General features: G+C 48.9%; 18 protein-coding genes and 1 pseudogene. 18 read left to right on the forward strand and 1 reads right to left on the reverse strand.

The window, feature by feature from the left end; all coding sequences use genetic code 11:
• The first annotated feature begins 36 nt into the window (after positions 1-36).
• From CW734_RS08455 to CW734_RS08525, 15 genes are all read left to right on the forward strand, one after another.
• Entirely contained in the window at positions 37-1,743 is a 1,707-nt protein-coding gene (locus tag CW734_RS08455) for a sensor domain-containing diguanylate cyclase (protein WP_101190156.1), read from the forward strand.
• A gap of 219 nt (positions 1,744-1,962) precedes the next feature.
• The gene (locus tag CW734_RS18830; protein WP_232787210.1) at positions 1,963-2,220 is read left to right on the forward strand and encodes a hypothetical protein; all 258 of its coding nucleotides are present in this window, start codon (positions 1,963-1,965) and stop codon (positions 2,218-2,220) included.
• 268 nt (positions 2,221-2,488) lie between these two features.
• Positions 2,489-2,860, forward strand: coding sequence for a hypothetical protein (locus CW734_RS08465; protein WP_101190157.1), 372 nt, complete (start codon positions 2,489-2,491; stop codon positions 2,858-2,860).
• An 80-nt stretch (positions 2,861-2,940) separates the two neighbouring features.
• On the forward strand, positions 2,941-4,218 hold the full coding sequence (locus CW734_RS08470; protein WP_101190158.1) for a hypothetical protein: 1,278 nt from the start codon (positions 2,941-2,943) through the stop codon (positions 4,216-4,218).
• A 7-nt stretch (positions 4,219-4,225) separates the two neighbouring features.
• Complete coding sequence (locus CW734_RS18835; RefSeq protein WP_232787211.1) at positions 4,226-4,447, forward strand: hypothetical protein; 222 nt, start codon at positions 4,226-4,228, stop codon at positions 4,445-4,447.
• 33 nt (positions 4,448-4,480) lie between these two features.
• Positions 4,481-4,894 (forward strand): hypothetical protein, encoded by a 414-nt coding sequence (locus CW734_RS08480; protein WP_101190159.1) that lies wholly within the window; start codon positions 4,481-4,483, stop codon positions 4,892-4,894.
• 1 nt (position 4,895) lies between these two features.
• Positions 4,896-6,329 carry a VanW family protein gene (locus tag CW734_RS08485; RefSeq protein ID WP_101190160.1) on the forward strand — a complete coding sequence of 478 codons (1,434 nt, stop codon included), beginning with the start codon at positions 4,896-4,898 and terminating at the stop codon, positions 6,327-6,329.
• Between the two features lie 22 nt (positions 6,330-6,351).
• Positions 6,352-8,010 carry a GspE/PulE family protein gene (locus CW734_RS08490; protein WP_180956270.1) on the forward strand — a complete coding sequence of 553 codons (1,659 nt, stop codon included), beginning with the start codon at positions 6,352-6,354 and terminating at the stop codon, positions 8,008-8,010.
• Position 8,011: 1 nt separating this feature from the next.
• A complete protein-coding gene (locus CW734_RS08495; RefSeq protein ID WP_101190161.1) occupies positions 8,012-9,064 on the forward strand; it encodes a type IV pilus twitching motility protein PilT in 1,053 nt (350 codons plus the stop codon).
• Positions 9,065-10,276, forward strand: coding sequence for a type II secretion system F family protein (locus CW734_RS08500; RefSeq protein ID WP_101190162.1), 1,212 nt, complete (start codon positions 9,065-9,067; stop codon positions 10,274-10,276).
• 171 nt (positions 10,277-10,447) lie between these two features.
• Entirely contained in the window at positions 10,448-10,876 is a 429-nt protein-coding gene (locus tag CW734_RS08505) for a prepilin-type N-terminal cleavage/methylation domain-containing protein (RefSeq protein WP_332871040.1), read from the forward strand.
• 160 nt (positions 10,877-11,036) lie between these two features.
• Entirely contained in the window at positions 11,037-11,831 is a 795-nt protein-coding gene (gene pilM, locus CW734_RS08510) for a type IV pilus biogenesis protein PilM (protein ID WP_232787212.1), read from the forward strand.
• 2 nt (positions 11,832-11,833) lie between these two features.
• The gene (locus tag CW734_RS08515) at positions 11,834-12,568 is read left to right on the forward strand and encodes a PilN domain-containing protein (RefSeq protein WP_101190163.1); all 735 of its coding nucleotides are present in this window, start codon (positions 11,834-11,836) and stop codon (positions 12,566-12,568) included.
• Positions 12,565-13,314, forward strand: a complete 750-nt coding sequence (locus tag CW734_RS08520; RefSeq protein ID WP_101190164.1) for a pilus assembly protein PilO — start codon at positions 12,565-12,567, stop codon at positions 13,312-13,314. Before CW734_RS08515 ends, CW734_RS08520 begins: the two co-directional genes overlap by 4 nt.
• A gap of 410 nt (positions 13,315-13,724) precedes the next feature.
• The gene (locus CW734_RS08525; RefSeq protein WP_232787213.1) at positions 13,725-14,237 is read left to right on the forward strand and encodes a prepilin peptidase; all 513 of its coding nucleotides are present in this window, start codon (positions 13,725-13,727) and stop codon (positions 14,235-14,237) included.
• Between the two features lie 371 nt (positions 14,238-14,608).
• Here CW734_RS08525 and CW734_RS08530 read toward each other — a convergent pair.
• A pseudogene (locus CW734_RS08530) lies at positions 14,609-16,131 on the reverse strand (AbgT family transporter).
• Positions 16,132-16,502: 371 nt separating this feature from the next.
• Here CW734_RS08530 and CW734_RS08535 point away from each other — a divergent pair.
• The 3 genes from CW734_RS08535 to CW734_RS08545 all read left to right on the forward strand — a co-directional run bounded on the left by CW734_RS08535 (position 16,503) and on the right by CW734_RS08545 (position 18,919).
• Complete coding sequence (locus CW734_RS08535) at positions 16,503-17,114, forward strand: Maf family protein (protein ID WP_101190165.1); 612 nt, start codon at positions 16,503-16,505, stop codon at positions 17,112-17,114.
• The gene (gene radC, locus CW734_RS08540; RefSeq protein ID WP_101190166.1) at positions 17,104-17,796 is read left to right on the forward strand and encodes a RadC family protein; all 693 of its coding nucleotides are present in this window, start codon (positions 17,104-17,106) and stop codon (positions 17,794-17,796) included. Before CW734_RS08535 ends, radC begins: the two co-directional genes overlap by 11 nt.
• Positions 17,797-17,890: 94 nt before the next feature.
• Positions 17,891-18,919, forward strand: a complete 1,029-nt coding sequence (locus CW734_RS08545; protein ID WP_101192168.1) for a rod shape-determining protein — start codon at positions 17,891-17,893, stop codon at positions 18,917-18,919.
• Positions 18,920-18,934 lie beyond the last annotated feature (15 nt).

Consider the following 18,934-nt stretch of genomic DNA (forward strand, 5'->3'; position numbering starts at 1 on the left):
GGGGGCGATGCGAGAACATAGCAAGGGAGAAGAGCGATGGATCCTTTATCAAAAAGGAGGAGAATCCTGTGGACGGCATGGTTATTAGTCGTTCCGCCAGGACTTTACCTCATCTATCAATATTACCCGCCGCCTTCTATGGAAATGGCCGATGTTTTAGCCTATTTGGCCTTTTTTGTATTGGCTTGCCTGTTCCCGATGAACATCAGCGGCGTGCCGACTTACCTCGTCCAATGGCTGACGGTTGCAGTATTTTTGAAGTATGGGCTTTTCGTGGAAGTGGTTCTGTCCCAAATCACAATGATCATTGTCATTTTAAGGCTTCGCACGTCTGAAAGCCTGTCGGTCCGAATCCCTTTCAATTCGATGATGTTCTACTTCATTTCTGTGCTTGCCGGCTTGTCATTCCTGTTTGCTGGCGGACAGATCGGTTCGTTGAATCTGGTCGATGTCGTTATATTCGGATTGATATTCCAGACCGTGTCGGTTATTTCCAATCAATTGATCCTCTATGGGTATGCACGGATCCTCGGGGAGCATAAGGACTTTTTCTCGCTGGATTCCATTTGGGATTTTGCCATCACCTTTTTGGTGTTTCCATTCTCCATCGCCCTCTATATGTCAGAAGCTTATTTTGGCCTAGCAGCATTATTGCTTCTCGGCATCCCGTTTTTTACGATGACCGCCGTGATCCGCATGTACACCAATTCAGAAAAAGTGAACAACGATTTGAAAAAAGCGGGAGAGATTGGCCATCAATTGGCTGACCGCCTGTCTTCGGATGAAGTGCTCGATCAATTCGTCATTCAAGTCGCTCAATTATTCAAAGTGGATTATGCCTATGTAATCGATTACCGCAATCATGAACAACTAGTCATGCTACGAGTGTTCGAAGACAATGAATTCAAGCCGCTCGACGCAGAGCCCTTCGACTACGATCAAGGGATCGCGGGAAAAGCGATCATCGAAAACGATTCCTTTATGTTCAGCAGCAAAACCCAGTGGAAGAGCATTCAGACGGATTATATCCGTGCAGATTCGGAAAGCCTCATGGCGATGCCCATCTCACGCAATAATAAAATCGAGGGGGTCTTGGTACTCGCCGCACGGAGAAAACATGCGTTTGTCCACCATCAACTTCAAATTCTGGATATCTTGAGCACTTATTTTGCCGTATCCTTGGAAAAAGCGGTCCTCGTCCAAAAAGCGATCGCCAAGAGTGAACGCTGCGGTTTGACCAAATTGTACAATTACCGCTACTTGGACGAAGCCATCGGAAAATGCATGGAGCAAGTCAATAGCGGCCAACTCGACCATCTGTCCGTAGTGATGATGGACATCGATTTTTTCAAAGCCATCAACGATAAATACGGCCACCAAAGCGGCAATGAAATTCTGGTCGCGCTGGCCAATCTACTGACGAAAATGGTCGGAGATGAAGGAACCGTTGCCCGCTACGGGGGCGAAGAGTTTGTCATCTTGTTGCCCGGCTATAGCAAGGACGTGTCCATGCTGTTCGCTGAGAATATCCGCAAAGAAATAGAGAAGCATGAGTTCACCATCCATAGTGACCTGGATGATCATCGCGGTACGGTGGGCATCAAGATCACCATGAGCATCGGCGTCTCTTCAGCGCCAGAAGATAGCGATGACGCCATGGCCATGATACGAAATGCAGACCGGGCATTGTATATCGGTGCCAAGCAGGCAGGACGCAATAAGGTCGCAGCCTACACGAAATAAGACTACAGAACGGCTTTTGCCGATTCTGTAGTCTTTTTCTCTCAGGAAAGATGGGAATAAAAGCTAAAGTTTTATTAAAAGTATAGATTATCCTGTAAAATACCGTGTCAAAACCAAGTAAACATGCAATAATATAGGCGTAGCAGGATTTAGATATAAAGACTTCACAATAAGGAAATTAATTACAATAAACGATGCAATTTTAGGGGAATGCAGGAAATGAACAAGCTGAAATCGCAACAAGGCTTTAACGCTCGTCGAAGTGCTGGCGGCGCTCGTCATCCTCGGCATCGTATTCGTCGGCATCATGACCGTATTTCCCAAATGACCTTGTTCAACAACAAGACCGAAGCGAAGCTCGACACGATGAACTTGGCCAGGCAGGAGATGGCGAATATCACCAATGCTGACTGGCTGGGCGACCGCGACGAAGCGGATCCAGTCATTTATGAAAATTCGTCGATAAATACGAAGTGACGATGAACAGTTTGAGTTATACAAAGTTTCAGAACAAAACGGTTATGCTCGATTCGAAAAGCAGGATGGCTACACATACGAAGTAGAACTTGCACTCGCCTGTACGCCTTTTTGACTGAGAGCGAGACGAGCCTTTAAAATGCGATGATCCTACTCTTGCCCAGCTGCACAAAATGCATTTAAAATTTATCAGGACGGCCAAGTGAATAGTGAAACATATGGCTATCTTCAATACCGTGTAGAGGAACAAAATTGATGGAGAGGCTAAATGAAAAGGGTTAGCCTTGTCGAAGTACTGGCAGCGCTTCTCCTTGTATCCATCATTGCAACTGCGGCTTTGACGGCATTGTCCATTGGAATGAAACACACCACTGCAGAAACGAGCAAAACGGAAATCCAGCAAGATGCCAATATCATCATTACGAAGTTATCGGCCGCTCATCGCCAGAACGAGACGTATTCACTCAAATTTGAAGGCGGCCAATTAATGATGAAAACTGAAGATGCAACAGGAGTGGGGAGTTTTGAGCGAGTGCTCGATAAGGAATATGACTACACCGGCACTGTAATAGCCGGCAATCCAGACCTGACTGTTGAAACATTGATCGAACCGAAAAAGAACACGCTAATATTCATTTAAATTTAACGAAAACGGCCGAAACTTGAGCATCCAGACGACGTTGACCCGCATCCGCACTGACCGGCCATAGGAGGCGCTATATGGAAAAGGTAAAAAATGAAAAAGGCTATGCGCTTGTCATCGTCCTGCTCATCATCGTGCTGTTTATGGGGTTAGCGGCCACGTTCATGGCGGGCTCATTGAATCATGCGAAACAGGAAAAAGTTGTGGATACGGGAAACCAAGCGGTCGCAGCCGCTGAAATGGGCACGATCTATTATAGTTCGGACTTTGAACGCGAATTGAAGTTGTTGAAAGAAGAAATGCAGCAGGAAACACAACTCAAATTGAACGAACTCATTGCATGCATTGAATTGCCATTAGGCGCAACTTGCGATAGTGAATTAGAACGCACTATGTGGGAAGAAAAGATCGATAGAGAAATGAAAGAACTTTACGTCCAAAAGATTCTTGAAAAAAGCAATGAGTTAGATGCATTGAAATTAGCTGGTGAAGAAAATCCATTTGATGGAGAACAAGTGAAATACCATGTCAAATCAGCAACTGCCAAGAAAATGAATGCAGCACAAAATGATGTGGATGATATTCTGGTCAGCGACAAACAAGTCAAATGGGTAGAGATCGTCCTAAATGTTGAAGGAAAAGCATTGGGTAACCAAAAAGAACTAAACGCAATTTTTCAAGTGGAAATTCCAGATAGTTTCCTCGACAGCACAGAAACACGAAAGATTAACACCATAGTCATCACTGAAGATGAAGACTTGACGTACGATAAAGTGTTTTCGCTGACACCGCCTACAATCTCGTGCGCAGACTTAGTAACTGCTGTTAAAAACAAGACAGCGGAAGCACCTTATGAATGCAAAGCACAGGCCGATGAAACGTTAAAAGGATTTCTAGCCTCACTTGATGATGATATGGATCCGAAAGATTTTCGTGTTTTTACAAATGACTATGCGGACTTTGTTTGTGAGAAAAATTGTAACAATACAGATTTCCAAGGTATCAATATAGTCGTGAACGAAAACGATGCAGGGGCACCTAACAATATGAATAATCTGGTCAATGCCAATTTATTTATTTCGGGCAAGCTCTCAGTCGGAAATAATATTATAAACCTTGGCAAGAACGGAGAAAAACAGACAATTGTCGTAAAAGAGCTGGATGTCGACGTAAACCTGAAAAACATGTACAACACAAATTTTCTCGTACTGGGGTATCAAGACAAAACGAGAAAAGCGCAAATAGATTGGAAAAACCATATTGAAGTCTCGAATCATTCCAACTTTTGCATAGATATTGACCGAATTGACCCGGATGATCTGTCACGTTTGGAGAGAAGTCGCGTTCTCGGATAGCGGCCATTTGATCTATTATACGGAAGTGGCAGAGAAGAATTTTGTTTTAAGGGATAAAAAAGGAAGAATCAATCAAGAACTAACTAGCATTTATGTAACGAGAGCCAGCGATTATTCAACATTCTTAGAAAACTGCGGCATCTCGATGAAAGAAAGCAAGATTGTTCCGATTGATGTCTCGGTTCCAGAACCGATCGGATCCGGTTTTGGTCTGGAAGTTGAATATTAATAAAGAAATGAGCAAGGCGTAGGGGGAAGAGTAATGATTAAACTATTAATTTGGGTCATGATCGCAGCGGGTGTCATGGCAGGAGTGGTCTTTTTCAAGAAAATAGAGAATAAGAAAAAGACCTATATTGTAGCAGTCGGTAGTCTTTTAGCTGCAGCCGTGGCGCTTTGGATGCAAGGGAATTTCGCCTGGCACATGAGCCTGCTCGCGATTCTCGGTCTGTCACTTGTGATAGCGCTTCTCTTCATGAAAATGGAAGAACGCGAGCAGCAGGAAAAAGAGCGTTTGAAACAGGAGCGCAAAGATCGCAAGAAGCAAGTTGCGGAACCACTAAAGTCGGAAAAAGAAGCTGAAAAGGCGCCAGAACGAGAAACAGAACCAGTTAAAGAGAAATCCGAGAAGGTATTTGGCATGGAGTCCATCGGCCAGGTCGGAAAGGGGAATTAAGATGGACAATAAGCAATTCGGAAAAGTGTTTTGCGGCGTATTCGGAGCCGCCCTTGTCGTATTTGGCACAGCCAATGCCGGGGCGTATGCGGTCGATGAATGGGTGTTCCCGTCGGCGGAATACGGTGAATATACATATATCGGCACGACCGACGTATCGAATATGGCGGTCGCGGACGCCAAGACTTTGTTTTTGAGCCAGGCTTCTGCGGTCCGGGAATCGTCGGAACTGCATGTGACGTATTTGGATGCGACTGCAAAATACCCATTGAAAGATGTTGAAATTTCATTGGATGAAACTTTGGAAAGAGCACAGAGCGGCTCTCAGAATGACTTTGTATTCGATTTGTCGGAAACGACGACGCGTTCGTTCTTGAAAAAGCAGTTCACCGATGTGCCGTTTACAGAAGCGGATATCGCGAACATTCACCAGCAGCTTGAAACGGCCCTTGAAGGCGGACAGTCAGTGACCCGCATCGACATCAGCAGCGATTCTCTTGAAATGAGCCCGGAAGAAGTGGCCCAATCGAGTTTCTCCCATGATATAAACAGCGCTGGCGCAGAAGAATTGATCGAGGTTATCGACGGCACAGTCATCGCTCCAGATGAGCAATTCGACTTTCTGTCAAAACTTGAAGAATTGGCTTTGCTTGATGCGACCGATGCGGAACTGACAGAAATCGCTTCAGCCATTTATGGAGCCGTATTGCGGACGAATTTCCTCATTGAGCAGCGCAGCATCAGCGAACAAGTGCCGGAAAATGTGCCTGCCGGGGAAGAAGCGGCGATCAACCGGTCATTGGGTGTCGATTTCGCCTTCTCCAATCCGAATGCCAGTTCATTCACATTGAATGTCTATCTGCAAAATGGGGAACTGACGGCATCCATCCACGGGCAGCCGTTCGTCCACACCTATTACATCTCGAGCGCAGCCGATAAAGAAGTAGAACCGCGTCTCATCAAGCAATACAGCGCATTCGTCTCGAGCGGCAAAAAAGTGAAAGAACAAGGCCGTGACGGCAAGCGCATCGAAGTGGTGAGAAGTGTGTTGGAAGGCGATAAAGAAGTGCGCGTCGAACCGGTGTCGAGCGATTTCTATCCGCCGGTCCACCGCGTCGAAGTGTATCCGCTCAACGTACCTGAAGCACCAGCGACCGATGCCAACGGTGAACCGATTCCGCAGCCAGGAGATGAAGGCTTTATTGATGCAAACAACAACGGCATCCATGACCCTGCAGAACAAAGTGCGGAAGACGAAACGGTTGTTGGAAATGAAGAAGGCGCTTATGCTGGAGCGGGACAAGCGACTGACGGCTCCACTCAAGATGGCGGCACAAATACAGACGGTGAAAATGACGAGACAAATAGTGAAAACGATCCATCGCAAGACGATGAACCAGTTTACGATAAAGCGGGAAAACGAGTCGACAAATGACGCTAGAGCAAGGGGGATTTGAATGGTAATTAAACGGAGAAGGCTCGGTGATATCCTCGTCGAGCAAGGCTTATTGACGCAGGAAGATTTGCAAGGGACGCTCGATTCAAAACAGAATGACCAGAAACTAGGCGATGCCTTGTTGTCCCGTGGGCTCATCACTGAACAGCAATTGATCGAAACGCTTGAAGTGCAGCTCGGCATTCCGCATGTCTCGCTGTTCCGCTATCCATTCGACCCGATGCTGTTCAACGTCGTGCCGAAGGAATTCGCGAAGCGCAAATTGCTCGTGCCGTTGAAAACGGAAGGCGACCGCTTGTTTATCGCGATGACCGACCCGACCGATTTCATCACAATTGATGATTTGCGCTTGGCGACAGGCTTCCAGATCGAACCGACGATTGCGTCGAAAGAAGATATCATGAAAACAATCGCCAAATATTACGAAGAAGAATCCTACGATGAACTCTTAGAGGAAATGCCGGATGCCAAAAAAGACAAAGAGGATGCCCTGACCGACCTCGATGCGCCGATCGTGCGCCTTGTCAATCAGCTGCTGTCGAATGCGGTCGCGATGAAAGCATCCGATGTTCATCTCGACCCGCATGAAGGAAAGTTATTGGTGCGCTACCGAATCGACGGAACGCTCCGTACCGAACGGACTTTGCCGAAATCGATGCAGCAGATGATCACGGCGCGCATTAAAATCCTGGCGAATCTCGACATTACCGAAAACCGCATCCCGCAAGACGGCCGCATCAAGACGACTGTCGATTTCCGTGCGATCGACCTCCGCGTATCCTCGCTTCCGACAGTATTTGGGGAAAAAATCGTCATGCGGATTTTGGATTTGAGTCAGAACTTAACCGATATTTCCAAGCTCGGTTTCAACGAGACGAATATGGAACGTTTTATGCGCGAAATCGATAAACCGAACGGCATCGTGTTGATTTCCGGCCCGACCGGTTCTGGGAAATCATCTACATTATATGCGGCGCTCAATAAGTTGAATTCCGAAGAAGTGAACATCATCACCGTTGAAGACCCCGTCGAATATCAATTGGAAGGTATCAACCAAATCCAAGTGAACGCCAATGTCGGTTTGAGCTTTGCGGCAGGATTGCGCTCGATTCTGCGCCAAGATCCGGACATCGTCATGGTCGGGGAGATCCGCGACAAGGAAACAGCAGATATTTCCATACGCGCCTCGCTGACAGGGCATTTGGTGCTCAGCACGATCCATACGAACGATTCGATCGCCTCGATCACACGACTCATGGATATGGGCATCGAACCATTTCTCGTCACCGCGTCGCTCAATGCTGTCATCGCACAGCGATTGATCCGCCGCGTGTGCCGGGATTGCCGGGAAACCCAGCCGGCGACCGTCCGTGAGAAAGAGATTTTCGCAAGAAGGGGCTTGTCGATCGATACGATTTCCCGAGGCACGGGCTGTCCGCAATGCAATATGAGCGGCTATAAAGGACGCATGGCAATCCACGAAGTGCTCGTTGTCGACGATGCCATCAAAGACGTCATTAACCGCGGCGGCACGGCTGCCGAGATCCGCAAAATCGCCGTGGCCAATAAAACGATTTTCCTCATTGATGATGGCCTATTAAAAGTAAAGGAGGGCATGACGACGACGGAAGAAGTGCTCCGCGTTGCCATGAGTGACTAATATGACTGAAACCGCTATTGATTTTATCGATAAAGTTTTGACCGCAGCGCGTGAACTCGACGTATCCGATATCCATATGACCACCGGCATCCCGCCGGTTTTCCGCATGCACGGCTCGCTCAAGCGCTACGGGGAGGAGCGGCTGTTGCCAGAAGACACTGAAGCGATCGCGAAAGCCTTGATGCCCGAAAGTTTGTGGGACACTTTCCTGCAAAAAGGCGAGATGGATTATTCCTACTCGATCCCTGGCGTCGCGCGTTTCCGTGTCAACTCGTTCCACCAGCGCGGCTCCATTTCACACGCGTTCCGGACAATCCCGACGGTCATTCCGTCGATCGACGATTTGAAAATGCCGGATACCTTGAAAAAATTGTCTGATACGCATCAAGGCTTGATCCTCGTCACCGGCCCGACCGGTTCCGGGAAATCGACGACTTTAGCTGCGATGATCCGCCATATGAATGAACATATGACCAAGCACATCATCACACTTGAAGACCCGATCGAGTATATGCATAAGCACGGCTCATCGGTCATCGACCAGCGCGAAGTCGGCTTTGATACGAAATCATTCGCCAACGGACTTAGAGCCGCACTCCGTCAAGACCCGGATGTCATCCTGGTCGGGGAGATGCGCGACCTCGAGACGATCACGACCGCCATCACGGCCGCAGAAACAGGCCACTTGGTCATGGGCACGCTCCACACCTCGAGCGCTGCCTCGACCGTCGAACGGATCATCGACGTGTTTCCGCCAGAACAGCACGCACAAATCCGCACGCAGCTCGGCGGCATCTTAAAAGCGGTCATCTCGCAGCGACTGCTTCCGACAGCGGATGGCAAAGGGCGCGTCGCCGCGACCGAGATTATGATCCACAACACGGCGATCGCCAACTTGATCCGTACCGAGAAAGTCCACCAGATCCCAAACGTCATCTTGACGAACCGGGCGGCGGGGATGCACCTCATGCAGACATCGGTCCAGGAGCTTTTGAATAAAGGCCGCATCACGAAACAAATTGCGGCGCCTTATTTGATTGGAGGCGAAGAATAAGTGGCGCGCTTTAAATACGAAGGACGCGATCGGAAAAAGATCCGCGCCGGCTACGTGACGTCTGCGAACCGCAAGGAGGCGGTGCAAAAATTGCGCGAAGAAGGCATTCGTGTCATCGATATCCGTGAAGTGCCAGTCGGCGCTTTGCAAAAAGACATTTCGTTCGGCAGCCCGGTCAAGCGTGACCAGTTCATCATGTTCTTGCGTCAGTTCTCGACTTTGATGCGCGCCGGCGTCACCATCGTCGATTCGGTGAAAATTTTGTCCCAGCAAGTTGAATCGAAACAATTACGCAAAACGCTCGCGGAAATCGAAGAAGAACTGCGTAAAGGAAATTCCTTATCCGACTCGTTGTCGAAATATCCGAAGATCTTTGAACCATTAACGGTCAACTTAGTGCGCGCAGGGGAACTGTCCGGAAATATCGATGACTCGCTCGACCGCCTTGCGACGCATTATGATAAAGCGTACCAAACGAGACAGAAAGTCATCTCGGCGATGAGCTATCCGGTCGTCGTCGGCATTCTCGCAATCGGTGTTGTCATTTTCCTATTGTCGACAATCGTTCCGATGTTCGTCGATATGTTCCAAGGCTTTGGCGGTGAATTGCCGCTTGTGACACAACTCGTCATGGGAGCGAGCCGTTTCACAGTGCAGTATTGGTATTTGCTTGTGCTGTTCGCACTCGTTTTTGTCGGTGCGATTTGGCTCATGAAACGCAGCGAACAAGGGCGTATGGTGCTCGATACAGTCGTGCTGAAAATCCCGATTTTCGGCAAGCTCTTGCAGAAATCCGCGCTCGCCCGGCTCACCCGCACACTCAGTTCGCTGTTCACCAGTTCGGTGCCGATCTTGCAGGCGATGACGATGACCGAAAAAGTCGTCGGCAATGCGGTGATGTCGAAAGTGCTGCTCGCGTCGCGCGATTCACTCGAACGCGGCGGTTCATTAACGGCGCCGATGAAGCAGCACTGGGCATTTCCGCCGCTCATTCCGCATATGATTTCAATCGGTGAACAAACCGGATCACTCGATCATATGCTTGCTAAAGTAGCGGAATTTTACGAGAAAGAAGTGGAAGCAGAAACCGACAGACTGAAAGCCTTAATCGAACCATTGATGATTGTCGTGCTCGCGGCTCTCGTCGGGACTATCGTCTTGGCGATTATGATGCCAATGTTCGAGATGTTCAATAATGTAGATAATTTGTAGGTAATTTAGCAATATTAACAAGAAATAATTTCTAAAAATATTAAAAGATATTGTTTAATCTGCGACCATTGATATAATTAAGCTGTACTGAAAGTGGTACTTACTTAACAAAATGATAGGGGAAAAGAGAATGAAGAAATTTCTTCAGAAGAAATTGAAAGACCAAAAGGGATGACGCTGATCGAGCTTTTGGCGGTTATCGTTATCATCGCGATTATCGCGGCGATTGCGATTCCTGCGATAGGAAATATTATTGAGAATAGCCGGTATGGTGCAGCGAAGTCTGATGCATCTAACGTATTAAGTGCAGCAAATATCTACTTTACAGAAAATCCTGAGGATGATTCTGCTACTTTAACAGAGCTAAAAGCAGGCTATCTTCAATCTGCAGGTATTTTCGATGATGCTACAACTGAAACTGATGTTTATGTAACTAAAGCAAATCCGAACACTTTAACGGCTCCATCTTTAGAATACTCAGGTGACAAAACGATTGCTTTTACTGGGGCAACTCTAGACGCTATCAATGGTGATACTACAAAAGGCAGTGATGTAGCTACCGTAACTATTACTACTACAGTCACAACAACTGCTGAATAATTTTAAAATATAGGAGCTGATCAAATGGCTTTACCGTTTTCCAGAAAAAGCGCGTAGCGACGATTACAATAGAAGAAGATGCAATCCGCTATGTTGAGCTGAAGTCTGCGGAACCGGTGTCGTTGATCCAGGCGGAAGAATTGTTTCTTCCAAAGGAATCATGGACAGCGGCAAAATCGCAGACCCAGAAGCGCTCTCTGTGGAACTCGGTAAGGCGGTCGATCAGTGGGGTCTCTCCAAAAAGTCAGTCCGATTCCTCGCCCCTGACGAATTTGTTATCATCCGCAAAGTCCCTTACCCCGAAGACGTCGAAGCCGACGAATTAAAAGGGCATTTCTTTATCGAGATCGGATCCACTTTGTATTTGCCATTCGAAGACCCGGTATTCGATGTGGTGCCATACCACTTGGATTCCGATGAACCGGAAGCAATCATCATCGCCTCAAAAGAATCGGTCATCAAAGATTACGAAGATCTATTCGACGGTGCCAAACTAAAACCGCTCGTCGCGGATATTACGCCGCTTGCGCTTTACCGCTTGGCGTATCTCGAACATGATTTTCCGGAAGATGAACACATCATGCTCATCGATATGCAAGGCAAGAAAATGACGGTATCGATTTTCCATGAACATTTCCCGATGTTCATGCGGCCGGTCGACCTTACTGTGCTCGTCGCCGACCCGGAAGATCCGGCGCAACTGCTTGAGGCTGTCGAAGAAGAAGCTGAAAAGCTCGGCAATTTCTACCGTTATAATATGAATGAAGGCGAGCAAGGTATCACAAAAGTCATCTGCAACGGGGAGTTCGGCGATTGGCACGCATTTTGCGGGCGCTTGTCCGACCGGTTTTTGATAGACGTTGAGCCGCTCGTCAAAGACGGCATTGAAGCGGACGGCAAAATCGTGCCACCGCGCTTTAACCGGGCAATCGGCCTGGCGTTGAAAGAGGTGTAGGCATGTTAGTCGATATTAATTTACTTCCACAAAAAGAACGCGACCGGCCAGCTGTTTTAATCGCGGCGGTCGCGATTTTATTATTGGCGATCATTATTTGGGCAGTTTTCGCTATGATGTCACGAGCTGAAGCGAATGAACAACAGGCTTTGCAAGTCCAGGCGCAAGGCGTCATGGCTGAACAGGCGCAAATCCGCAGTGAACTCGAAGCGCGCCAAGGGATGAACGAAGAACAGCAATTGCAGGCGACTGTCGAATGGGCGGAAAGCTACCAATTCGATACGATTCCGCTATTAGAAGAACTCGTATCGCTGCTCCCGGCACGCGGCTTTTTCCAGACCTTCTCGTATACGGGGCTGGACCAGGCGCAGCTTGTCGTCCAGTTCGACTCTTCGCGCGAAGCGGCTTATTATTTGGCGCAGCTGAAATCATCTGAACTGCTCACTTCCGCGACACTCGATAACGTCGCAACCGAAACTTTTGACGAAGCAGAAGAAGAGGAAATCATTGTCGACCCGAGCAAACCGCGCTATTTGGCGACTTACACGCTCTTGTTCCAGGACGAACGCATCCCGGTAGAAGGTGAAGAAGCAGAAGGTGAAGCGGTGGACGAAGCGGCACCAACTGACGGACCGGCCGAACAACCAGCAGATTCAACAGAGACGGAAGAAACCGATGTTGAAGTCGATGTGGATGTCGAGACAGACGATGCAGAATCGGGAGATGAATCCGCATGAGCAGCATGACAAAAAACCAAAAAGAAAAAGCGCTCATCGCATTAGCCGTCTTGTTCTTACTGGCCCTTGGGTTTTATTCATACTTCTTGCTATATGCGCCGGCGAAAGATGCGCGCGAACAAGCCCAGCAATCGCTGCGCTCGGAACGCGATGTATTGATGGCCTTGAAGACACAAATGAAGGAATTGCCGGAAGGCGAAGCCGTCAGCACCCTTGAACTGCAGAAGAAAGTATCGATCGACCCGCTGTCCGAGTTGATGGTGTTGCAGATTGAAGAAGCAGAACTCATTTCCGGAACACGCGTCGAAGCGATCCAGCTCGCAGAAGCAGACGTCGCCCTCCCGGTTCCAGTTGAAGGACTGGAGAATTTAAAAGAAGTGGAAACAACTGTCGCGTTTACGGCAGAAAATTATAACGAAATTACGGACTTCATTTCTGAAATCGAGGAAATGGAACGCATTCTTGTCATCGAGTCGATCAATTTCGGCGCCAATCCGGAAGTGCGGGAAGTCGTTGAAGAAACCGAACGGCTGCAAGTGACGCTGTCGTTTGCGGCGTATTACCGCCCGGACCTCATCGCATTGGAAGACACCGTCCCGAAAATCGATGCACCGGCGCCTGCGGATAAGCAAGATCCGCTGCCGGCGAACGATGGCACGGAATACGCCGATGACGAAGAGGAAGAAACAGATTCTGACGTGGATGTTGATGTTACGGTCGAAGAAAGTGCATCAGGGGAAGAGTGAAGGAAATCATCGCGATTTCCTTTTCTTCATTTATTGGAAAATCCTTCGATTATAGACTTTCCTAAATTGCAGAATAAAACTCACCATATTATATAGCAAAACTGCTGAGACTCCCGCGGGAAAGCGAGACAGCCGAGACCCCGCAGGAAGCGGAGCTTCTGAGGAGGCTTGGCGCTCGCCCGCAGGAAAGCGAAGTAGTTTTGCGGAACATTAAAAAGCTGGAAATTTAAGTTGTACTGATAGCTAACAAATTCTACTAGTAAAGAGGGACATTATGATTGCTGTATATTCCGTTTTGCTTCTGTCTTCGGTTTGGTGTTCGGCTCGTTCTATAATGTCGTGGGCTTGCGCGTGCCGAAAATGAGTCAATCGCTTATCCGCCTTCGCATTGCACCACCTGCGACCGGCGTTTGACGGCGCTCGATCTCGTGCCGGTGTTTTCCTATCTGTTCCTGCGCGGCAAATGCCGGAAATGCGGTTCAAGCATCCACTGGGTTTATCCTTTAATGGAAGCGATCACCGCCGTACTGTTTACTGCCGTCTTCTTAAAATTCGGCTTTACGCCAGAACTCATCGTCGGTTTATTGTTCGTGTCGATGCTCGTCATCATCACCGTATCCGACATCGCCTATATGCTCATCCCCGATAAAGTGCTATTGCCATTCGCGGCGGTGCTGCTCGTGTTGCGTTTTGTTATTCCACCTCGATCCGTGGTGGGATTCACTGCTCGGCGCAGCCGTCGATTTTCGGTGTTGTTGTTGATTGCGACAATATCTAAAGGCGGCATGGGCGGAGGCGACATCAAACTGTTCTTCGTCATCGGGCTCGTGCTCGGAACCGCCGGGACCTTGCTGACTTTATTCCTCGCATCGTTCATCGGGGCGGTCGCCGGCATCGTTTTGCTGAGAGAGAAAACAAGGTAGAAAACACCGATCCCGTTCGGCCCATCGATTGCCCTGTCCGCCGTACTCGTATATTTATGGGGCGAACAATTCATCGGCTGGTACATTAATTTATTTATGTAGATTATAATTTTATTATGTAAAGTAAGGAAACATTTACTGATGTTAGTGTTTTAGTTACAATATTCAAGCGCATTAAAATTTCATAAAATAATGAGATATCTAGATGTTTGAGAAGTGTTCGCTCGACTCCAGTGGATCAGCGAGACGACCGAGACCCCTCAAGGCGCGAGCCCACGGAAAGCGAGCGGTAAGCTTCGGAAAACATAATGATATAAAGTATATTAAAAGCAAAAAGCGACAGAACCAAATCGGTTCTGTCGCTTTTACTATTAACCGTTATAGCGAATCGGTGAAGCTGGCCCAAGATCAAGGCCGAACAACATCCAGACGATCAACATCAATGTCCAGAAAATCATGAAGAAAATCGAGTACGGGAACATGACCGAGATCAATGTACCGATGCCCATTTTCTTGTCGTATTTCTGTGCGAATGCGATAACGATCGCGAAATACGTCATAAGCGGCGTTATGATATTCGTCGATGAATCGGCGATACGGTAAGCCATTTGCGTCAATTCCGGGAATAGCCGAGCTGCATCATGATCGGCACGAAGACCGGTGCAAGCATTGCCCATTTCGCGGAAGCGGAGCCGATGAACAAATTGATGATCCCGACGACGATGACGAAGCCGATGATCAACGGAATGCCCGTCAGGCTCATGGATTCCAGTGCTTGTGCACCGTAGACGCCGAGCACCATGCCCATATTTGATTCAGCGAAGTAAGCGACGAATTGTCCGGCTGTGAACGCCAGGACGATGAAGACGCCCATCGATGCCATCGTGTCAGACATTTGTGCAGCGACGTCTTTGTCGCTCTTGATGTTCTTCGTGGCAATACCGTAAGCAAGGCCCGGCAAGAAGAACAGGATGGTGATGATCGGAACGAGCGAGCTCATGAACGGAGATTGGACGATGCCGCCGTCTTCTCCGCGCAATACGCCGTTTTCCGGAACGATAAGGAGTGCCGTCAAAATGACGCCGACCAAAGTCGTAATACCAGCCCATAGCAAGCCTTTTTCTCAAGCGTTGTCAGGCCGGTCATTTCTTCGCGGAACTCGCCTTTGTATTCGCCAAGGCGTGGTTCGACGACTTTTCCGTCACGACGGCGCCGACAATCGTCAACAAGAACACGGAGACGATGATGAAGTAATAGTTCATCGCAATGTTCATGCCTTCAGCATAGCCCGGATCGATAATCGAAGCGGCTGCGATGGTCAGTTCCCCAAGCATTGCATCCGTTGCGGATAGCAATAAGTTGGCAGAGAACCCGGCAGAGACACCGGCAAACGCTGCGGCAAGGCCGGCAAGCGGATGGCGCCCGAGTGCGATAAAGATCACCGCGCCCAGTGGAGGCAAGACGACATATCCAGCATCTGATGCGACACTCGACATGATACCAGCAAAGACAAGTCCGCCAGTGATGAGGAATTTCGGAATCGACAGGACGAATCCGCGCAAGACAGCGGAGATGAGGCCTGTGCGTTCCGCGACCCGATCCCGAGCATTGTGACGAGCACGACGCCGAGCGGTGCGAAGCCGATGAAGTTATCGACCATGCTCGCGAAGATGTATTGAATGCCTTCTGCGTTCAATAAGTTCTTCACTTCCACGATTTCGCCTTCTTGCCCTGGGTGTTCGACTGAGATGCCGAGATTCGCCAGCAAAGCGGAAACCGCGAGGACGATGATTGCGAGAACCGCAAACAAGGTCACCGGATGCGGCAGTTTATTACCGATCGTTTCGATACGGTCGAGGGATTTTGGAACAATCCTCGTTTTGTTTTTCAAAATAGACAAACTCCTTCCAACATAAATATGAAAACAACTATCAAATTATTGTGTAATAGTAATTTTCAAAAATTAAAGACTCTACCCATTATAAAACCTTAAGAAACATAAGAAAAGCAATTTAAGGAAGTGCCAATTGCGCTAATTTTGGATAATGTTTGACAAGTCTTGAGAATGCACTTAGGACGGGGCTAGAGAAGTGTGCAATAACATTAATAAAACAATAAAAAAATTGAAATACCCCAAGTTCACATGAAAGCGCTATCTTAAAAAACGATATTTATCAGCTGTTTTCGGATGAAATTCAGTATTTCACCATTTTGCCCCGGCTTTTTGATAATGGTATGATGGCTTGAAAAAAGGAGGTATTTTTTATGAAGTTCACAGCTAAACATCCACTCATCCTGGCCTCGCAATCGCCGCGCCGCCAAGAATTGCTCGGCCTGCTCGGAATTCCGTTCGACATCGTGCCAAGCGATATCCCGGAACCGGATCCACAAGGCTTCAAGTCGCCAGTCGATTATGTCAACGCATGCGCTGTCCAAAAAGCGAATGATATCGCAGGGAACCACCCTGAAGCGCTCGTCATCGGCTCGGATACAGTCGTCGTATTAAACGAGGAAATTTTATTGAAGCCAAAAGACAAACAGCAAGCGTCTGCGTATTTGCACAAGCTGTCTGGGAAGACCCATGAAGTCATCACTGCCGTCTGCGTGCGCCAAGGCGATGAGGAAGTATCGTTCCATGAACGCGTACAAGTGCGTTTCTACGAATTGCCAGAGTCTTGGATCGACGCCTATACCGATACAGAAGATCCTTACGACAAAGCAGGGGCGTACGGCATCCAAACGGTATCGGGTTTATTTGTGGAACAAATCGAAGGCGATTACAACGCAGTCGTCGGCTTGCCTATCGCACGACTGCTCCAGCACTTGACACGCGCGGGCTATGTAAAAGTCGAAGGGGCGCATGATTATGCCAAATGACCAAGCGATGATGATCCGCGATGTCCACATTGCTGACCGGCCGCGCGAACGGCTCATTAAACAAGGAGCGGTGAGCCTGTCCAATCAAGAGCTCATCGCCATCCTGTTGCGCACCGGCACCCGTGAAGAATCGGTTTTGCATCTCGCGAACCGTGTACTCAAGCAATTCGAGCATCTCCACGAATTAAAACACGCCGCGATTGAAGAAATGACCGCTATCAACGGCATCGGTGAAGCAAAAGCCGTTCAGCTGCTCGCTGCTATTGAACTGGGACGCAGGCTTGCTTCCAAGCAAACCGATGAACGATTCACGATCCGTTCCCCGAAAGACGCCGCTACGTATTTAATGGATGATATGACTTCGCTCAAGCAAGAGCATTTCGTCTGTTTATTCCTCAACATCAAAAACCAAGTGATGCACCGCCAAACCATCTTTGTCGGCAGCCTCAACGCCTCCATCGTCCATCCACGCGAAATCTTCCGCGAAGCTGTCAGACGCTCGACCGCATCAATCGTGTGCGCGCACAATCATCCGTCCGGCAACCCAGCACCTTCCCCTGAAGACATCGATGTCACGAAGCGGCTTATGGAAGCAGGCTCGATCATCGGCATCGAACTGCTCGACCATATCATCATCGGCGACCATCAATTCACTTCATTAAAAGAAAAGGGGTTCATGTAGCACTGTATATTTTTTTCCGGATGTTCTATAATGGGTGGTATTGCGCAAAGCTGTTGCCGGTACCCCCGGTTTACATAAGAAAGGACCGATTCATGTGTTTGGATTTGCTTCAAAAGATATCGGCATCGACCTCGGGACGGCGAATACGCTCGTCTATTTAAAAGGGCGCGGCATCGTGCTCCGGGAACCATCGATTGTCATCAAAAATACCCGCACGAATGAAATCGTCGCCGTCGGGAAACGCGCGCGCGAAATGATGGGCAGAACGCCTGCCAATATCGTCGCACTGCGGCCGATGCGGGACGGCGTCATTTCCGATTACGACACGACGCTTGCGATGATCAAACATTGCATCGCGGAAGCGACCGGCAAAGCGCCTGGCAAATGGCGCGGCGGCAAGGTGATGATTTGTGTTCCTTACGGCGTGACATCCATCGAACAGCGTGCCGTACTCGATGCTGCGCGTGCAGTCGGGGCAGCGGAAGCTTATACGATCGAAGAGCCCTTCGCTGCAGCAATTGGCGCAGGGCTTCCGGTATGGGAACCTGTCGGCAGCATGGTCGTCGATATAGGAGGCGGAACAGCGGAAGTCGCCATCATCTCGCTCGGCGGCATCGTATCGAGTGAATCGATCCGCGTCGGCGGGGACGAGATGGACGAGGCGATCAAGCAATACGTCCGCAAGCGCTATAATGTCGTCATCGGGGAACGTACGGCCGAAAACTTGAAAATGGGCATCGGCACTGCTGCGGTCTTAAGTGAGGAAGAGGCTCAGCTGGATATGGAAATCCGCGGGCGCGACCTTGTGACCGGCTTCCCGAAAACCTTGACGATCACCGCAACAGAAATGGAAGAAGCGCTGAAAGAATCAGTAGCGCGCATCGTTGAAGGCCTAGGTACCACGCTTGAGAAGACGCCGCCTGAACTGGCGTCTGATATCATGGACCGCGGCATCGTCTTGACGGGCGGCGGAGCGCTTTTGAAAAACCTCGACAAGGTGATCGCGGATGCGGTCGGCATGCCGGTGTTCACTGCGGACCATCCGCTCGATTGTGTCGCGCTCGGAACAGGGCGCGCACTCGAGGACTTCGACCGTTACCGCACGGCGATCGAAAGACGCTGAGTTTTACTGCTCTAA

This window comes from Planococcus sp. MB-3u-03, from assembly GCF_002833405.1.
Taxonomy (GTDB): Bacteria; Bacillota; Bacilli; order Bacillales_A; family Planococcaceae; genus Planococcus.